We start from the raw sequence: 5,445 nt of genomic DNA, 5'->3' as shown, positions 1-5,445 counted from the left end.
CTGCTGCAGCACTTCGCCCGAAACGGATTCGAAGAACTCGCCCTGACCATTGCCGGCGACGCCGGCGATGCCGATCACCTCCCCGGCGCGGACGTTCAGGTTGATGCCCCTGAGCGGGATCGAGAACGGCGTTGCCGGTTTGCGGCTGAGGTTGCGGATTTCGAGCAGCGGCTGCGCCTTGTCGATGCCCTCGACCGGCGCGCGCACCACGGCCTGCACCTCGTTGCCGACCATCATGCGAGCCAGCGAAGAGGCTGTTTCCTCACGCGGATTGCAATGGCCGACCACCTTGCCGTGGCGCAGCACGGTGGCGCGGTCGCAGATGCGTTTGACCTCTTCGAGCCGGTGCGAGATGTAGAGAATGGATTTGCCTTCCGAGCGCAGGCGCTCCAGCGTCTCGAACAGCTTGTCGGCTTCCTGCGGCGTCAACACCGAGGTCGGTTCGTCCAGGATGATGAGCTGCGGCGTCTGCAGCAGGCAGCGGATGATTTCGATGCGCTGGCGCTCGCCCACCGACAGGTCGCCGACCAGCGATTCAGGGTCGAGCGGCAGGCCATAACTGAAGGAAAGCGCCCTCGCCTTCGCAGCGATGCTGCTGATCGGTGAGCCGTCGTCCAGCGACAGCGCGATGTTTTCGGCCGCGGTCAGCGCCTCGAACAGCGAAAAATGCTGGAACACCATGCCGATGCCGAGCTTTTTCGCGACGCCCGGGCTGGAAATCCTGACGGCCTGACCGTTCCAGAAGATCTCGCCGGCATTGGGCTCCAGCGAGCCGAAAAGCATCTTGACCAGCGTCGACTTGCCGGCGCCGTTTTCGCCGAGCAAGGCGTGGATCTCACCCCTGGCGATGTCGAGATCGATATGATCGCACGCCGTCAGCGTGCCGAATATCTTGGTGAGGCCACGCACCTCAAGCAGGTTCGTGCCGTCCTGATTTGCACTCACAGTGCCTCCCATCTGGTTAGCCAGACATGTTCTGTGTTCCCGCAGGCATGGTAGGCGCGGCCGGCTCTCATCGGAAAGCGGCACACGTCTTGAAAGAGCTTCAAGAATTTCAGCGGAAATTCAAGGGATAGCAAGGCAGAACGAACTAAGGGATGAGAATGGTCGTCCCTGTGGTCCTGCGGCCCTCGAGGTCGGAATGCGCCTTGCCGGCGTCCTTCAGCGCGTAGCGCTGGTTGATCTGGATCTCGACCGCGCCGCTGAGCACGACCTCGAACAGGGCGGCAGCAGAAGCGTCGAGGTCCTCGCGTTTTGCGTTGTAGACGAACAGTGTCGGCCTTGTTGCGAACAACGAGCCCTTCTGTGCCAGTAACGACATGCTGAACGGCGGTATAGGTCCCGAGGACTGGCCAAAGCTGACGAACATGCCGAGCGGCCGCAGGCAGTCGAGCGAAGCCGGAAACGTGTCGTTGCCGACCGAATCGTAGACGACATCGCATTTTTTGCCGCCGGTGATGGCGGCGACGCCGGCGACGAAATCCTGTTCCTTGTAGTTGATGACGTGATCGAAACCATGCGCCCTGGCGAGCTCGATCTTGTCGGACGAGCTGGCGGTGCCGATGACGGTGGCGCCGAGATGTTTTGCCCATTGGCCGAGGATCAGGCCGACGCCGCCTGCAGCGGCATGGAACAGGATCGTGTCGCCGGCTTTCACCTTGAACGTCCGCCGCAGCAGATATTCCGCGGTCATGCCCTTCAGCATCATCGCTGCGGCCTGTTCGTCGCTGATGCCATCCGGAACCTTGACCACGCGGCTGGCATCGATGACGCGTTCTTGCGCGTAAGCCCCCGTGGTCACGGCATAAGCGATGCGATCGCCCGGATTCAGCCAGTCGACGCCATGGCCGACCTCCAGCACCACGCCGGCGGCTTCGCTGCCTGGCACGAGCGGGAAGCCGCCGGGTGGCGGATAGAGACCGGAGCGATGGTAGACATCGATGAAATTGAGGCCGATCGCGGTGTGCCGGACCAGGATCTGCCCGGATCCCGGCTGGCCGGGATCAGCGTCCTCATAGGTCAGAACTTCCGGGCCGCCATTGGCATGAATGCGGATCGCTTTGGACATTGCTAAGCTTCCTGTGGGCTAGGCTTGTGGGGCCAGGCTCCCTGTGGGAGTGGCCGATCAGGCCTTTTTGGCACCGAGATTGGGAAAGAACTGCATGATGCCACCGATGCAGGCAAGATAAAGCCCGGTGATGGTGATGCCGATCTTGGTGAAGGTGCTGACCTGCTCGCCCAGCACGCCGATCTGATCGTAGAAGGCGGCGAGCGCCGCTTGGGCCAGGGCAAGCGCGCCGAAAGCGCACCACAACAGGGTCATCCCAAGGTTGATGCGCCGCAGCCGCACCACCCGCACCGGGTGGATGAAGTTGATCGGCACGAAAGTCAGGACGCCGGCCACCACCACCACCGCGAACGAAACCCATTGTCCGGGCTCGATGACGAACAGGGTGAACACCACCATGTTCCAGACCACCGGGAATCCCTTGAAGAAATTCTCCTTCGTCTTCATGCCGGTGTCGGCATAGTAGATGGCGCTGGAAACGACGATGATCGCCGCCGACAGGAATGACAGGCCCTCGCCCATGAAGCCGCGCTGATAGAGCGCGAAGGCCGGGATCAGCACGTAGGTCACGTAGTCGATGATGTTGTCGAGCAGTTCGCCCGACCATGTCGGCAGGATCTCCTTGACCTCGAGTTTTCTGGCGATCGGCCCATCGATGCCGTCGACGAACAGGGCCAGCCCGAGCCACCAGGACATTGCGGTCCAGCGCTCTTCACTTGCCGCCACGAGCGACAGGAAGGCCAGGAACGACCCCGAGGCGGTCAAAAGGTGGACGGAGAACGCCCTCGCCTGCGGCCAGGTGACCTTCTTCTTCGGGCGCGGAATCCGGTCCGTGATCTTTTTGGCGGCTTTTCGTGCTGCCAAATTCCTGGCCGTTGTGTTCTTGCTCACGGGCCCCGCCAATCCAGCTTGCAGATTTCGGCCGAACGGCCGACGAAATTCCAGTTGCGGCCAAAAGCCCGCATCTTGCTCTTGTCGGACCTGGCCACGATGATCTCGGGCGCGATCCAGTATTCCGAATTGCTGATCACCGTATCCTTGTCACGGTCCTTGCCTTGGATGGGTGTGACCGCTCCGTCGATAATCCTGGGTATCTGGAAGATACGCGTTTTGTCACGCGTCTCATAGGTGATCGGCACCTGCTCGACACCGAGGAATTTGCCGACGAGGATTGAGAGCAGCGATGTGGTTCCACCTGCCTTGCCCGTGAAGATCTTTGTCAGCGCCTTGACCGCATAGACAGAGGCGCGGCTGTCGATGAACAGGCCCGCGGTCCAGTTGCCGCGGCTCATATAGCCTGGGATTTCCATGATCAGCCCAAGATTGAGCCCGGACAGATCGACCTCACCGAAATGGCCGGCATCGATGCGAAACCCGGCCCATGTCTGGCAATAGCCTTCGGTCGGCGGATGATTGCCAAGCGAGAGCACGCAAGGGCAAAAAACCGTGCAATTGCAGGAGAGTACGAGCTCTCCCTTCATCGCCCAGCTCTGGTCTGCCATCGATTTTCCCCCACTCACAGCGAGACTACTAGCAGCGCGGCTGCCCAGACAAGCAGTATCGCACCGGCCAGCCGGGTTGGAACCCTGCTGCCCGTTTGTTTTTCGATCAGGGTGAACAGGCCGATCAACGCCATCCAGAAAACGTTCATGACGCCAACGGCGAACATCACCAGCATCAAGGCCCAGCAGCAGCCCAGACACCACAGACCTTGCGCGGCACCGAGCCGAAAGATGTTAAGGGGCCTTGCGCTCCAGCTCGCGAAAAGGATCGAGAACGGGTTCTTGCATTTCTTCAGGCAAGCTTCCTTCAGGCCGCTGAACTGGTAGAGGCCGGCAATCAGCAGAGCGAGCGCACCGGCAATGCCGACGACCGGATCGAGCATCCCGGCTGACGAAGCGAATGCATGGACGGCCAAGGTCAGCGCCGCGAACGCAATTGAAGCGGCGAGCCAGACGCTGAGATAGCCGGCGACCAGCAGCAGCGGGTGAACGACCGGTTCGCCCTTGATGCGTGCCGTGTCAGCGATCTCGCAATAGGTGCGTATCATCGGCGCCGCCGAAGGCAGCATCGTCGCGATCGCCATCAGGAACCACATCGAAACGAGCGCGCCGGCCCGCAAGCCGAGACCTGCGTCCAAAGGCACCGGTGAGAGGCACAGCACAAAGAACCGTTCCAGGAAATAGGGCAGCGGCAGTTGCGGCAGGCTGCGAAGGATCGTGTCGCCAGGGGCGCCGACGCCCGCAATCCCTGTTTCAGCCCCGCGGATTGCCATCGCCGCAAGAGACAGCCATGCAAGCAGGATGCAAGCGCCGACAACGACGTTTACCGTGACCCGGGGATTGCGCGCGATGCCGGCCATGGCGCGGCCGGCGCGGTCGAGATGGCTGAAGTCGTCCTGCTGGCCGGTCATGACATCCGAATGGGCCGAATCGCCGCGTTGATCAAGCGGCATGATCTGACCTATATGCTGATCGAACGGCAGGTCGGGTGGACCGCCTCGCATTGCAAGCCGGAAGCCGATCTTGGAGCATCAGCAAACTGCGCGGATACTGGTTGCCGGCACGGGGCCGGCAGGGCTGATCGCGGCACTGGGTTTTGCCGCCGAAGGTTTCCCGGTGACACTGGTCGGGCCGGAGGCCACCGCCCCCGATGGTCGCACGACGGCCCTGATGAACCCTGCCTTGAAAGTGCTCGACCGGCTCGGCGTGCTCGAAGCCGTCGTATCCAAGGCGGCGCCTCTGAAAGTGATGCGCATCGTCGACGCCACCAGCCGGCTGATCCGCAGCCCGGTCGTCACCTTCCGTGCCAGCGAGATCGACGAGGATGAATTCGGGCTGAACCTTCCCAACAGCGTCCTCACCCCGGCACTCGCCGGCGCCGTTGCCGCGCATGCCGGCATCGACTGGCTGAGGTCGATGGTGGCGAACTGGCATCTCGATGCCGAGCACGTCCGTGCCGTCCTGACCGACGGCAGCACGGTCGACGCAGCGCTGGCGGTCGCCGCCGATGGGCGGTTGTCACCGGCGCGCCAGGCAGCCGGCATCTCGACTTCGGCCCGCTCCTATCCGCAGGCAGCTCTCGTCCTCAATTTCGGCCATAGCGGCGACCACGCCTTCACCTCGACCGAATTCCACACCGAGACCGGTCCGTTCACGCAGGTCCCGCTGCCCGGCAATCGCTCCAGCCTGGTCTGGGTGGTCAAGCCCGAGACCGCGACCGAGCTCGCCGCGCTGGACGATGCGACACTTTCTCAGCGGGTCGAACAGCAGATGCAGTCGATGCTGGGCCGGGTGGCTGTCGAGCCGGGCCGGCAGATCTACCCGCTATCGGCGGTGACGCCGCTGCGTTTCGCAAGGGATCGGGTGGCGCTGGTC

Annotated in this window: 6 protein-coding genes; 1 reads left to right on the top strand and 5 read right to left on the bottom strand. The window is 62.7% G+C overall.

Annotated elements, in window-relative coordinates; translation table 11 throughout:
- The 5 genes from EN914_RS22560 to EN914_RS22540 all read right to left on the bottom strand — a co-directional run.
- Positions 1–957: ABC transporter ATP-binding protein (locus EN914_RS22560; protein ID WP_164778848.1), on the bottom strand; the 957-nt coding region annotated here is incomplete at its 3' end.
- Positions 958–1,090: 133 nt separating this feature from the next.
- On the bottom strand, positions 1,091–2,068 hold the full coding sequence (locus EN914_RS22555) for a quinone oxidoreductase (protein WP_013531651.1): 978 nt from the start codon (positions 2,066–2,068) through the stop codon (positions 1,091–1,093).
- Between the two features lie 57 nt (positions 2,069–2,125).
- On the bottom strand, positions 2,126–2,932 hold the full coding sequence (pcsA, locus tag EN914_RS22550; RefSeq protein ID WP_164778849.1) for a phosphatidylcholine synthase: 807 nt from the start codon (positions 2,930–2,932) through the stop codon (positions 2,126–2,128).
- Positions 2,933–2,955: 23 nt separating this feature from the next.
- Positions 2,956–3,570 carry a DUF1326 domain-containing protein gene (locus EN914_RS22545; RefSeq protein WP_024503277.1) on the bottom strand — a complete coding sequence of 205 codons (615 nt, stop codon included), beginning with the start codon at positions 3,568–3,570 and terminating at the stop codon, positions 2,956–2,958.
- Positions 3,571–3,584: 14 nt separating this feature from the next.
- Complete coding sequence (locus tag EN914_RS22540; protein ID WP_024503278.1) at positions 3,585–4,523, bottom strand: DUF2182 domain-containing protein; 939 nt, start codon at positions 4,521–4,523, stop codon at positions 3,585–3,587.
- 70 nt (positions 4,524–4,593) lie between these two features.
- Between EN914_RS22540 and EN914_RS22535 the strand changes: the two genes are divergently transcribed.
- Positions 4,594–5,445, top strand: an 852-nt coding sequence (locus EN914_RS22535; protein WP_127219041.1) for an FAD-dependent monooxygenase, incomplete at its 3' end; no start/stop codon positions are given.

It is taken from the genome of Mesorhizobium sp. M7A.F.Ca.CA.001.08.2.1, assembly GCF_003998455.1.
Lineage (GTDB): Bacteria > Pseudomonadota > Alphaproteobacteria > Rhizobiales > Rhizobiaceae > Mesorhizobium > Mesorhizobium ciceri.
The sequence above is the reverse complement of the archived record's forward strand: the minus strand, read 5'-3'. Positions and strand labels throughout refer to the sequence as shown.

Coding starts and splice junctions, on each gene's coding strand:
- EN914_RS22540 (WP_024503278.1), bottom strand. CDS start 4,523: ATGCCGCTTGATCAACGCGGCGATTCGGCCCATTCGGATGTCATGACC.
- EN914_RS22555 (WP_013531651.1), bottom strand. CDS start 2,068: ATGTCCAAAGCGATCCGCATTCATGCCAATGGCGGCCCGGAAGTTCTG.
- EN914_RS22545 (WP_024503277.1), bottom strand. CDS start 3,570: ATGGCAGACCAGAGCTGGGCGATGAAGGGAGAGCTCGTACTCTCCTGC.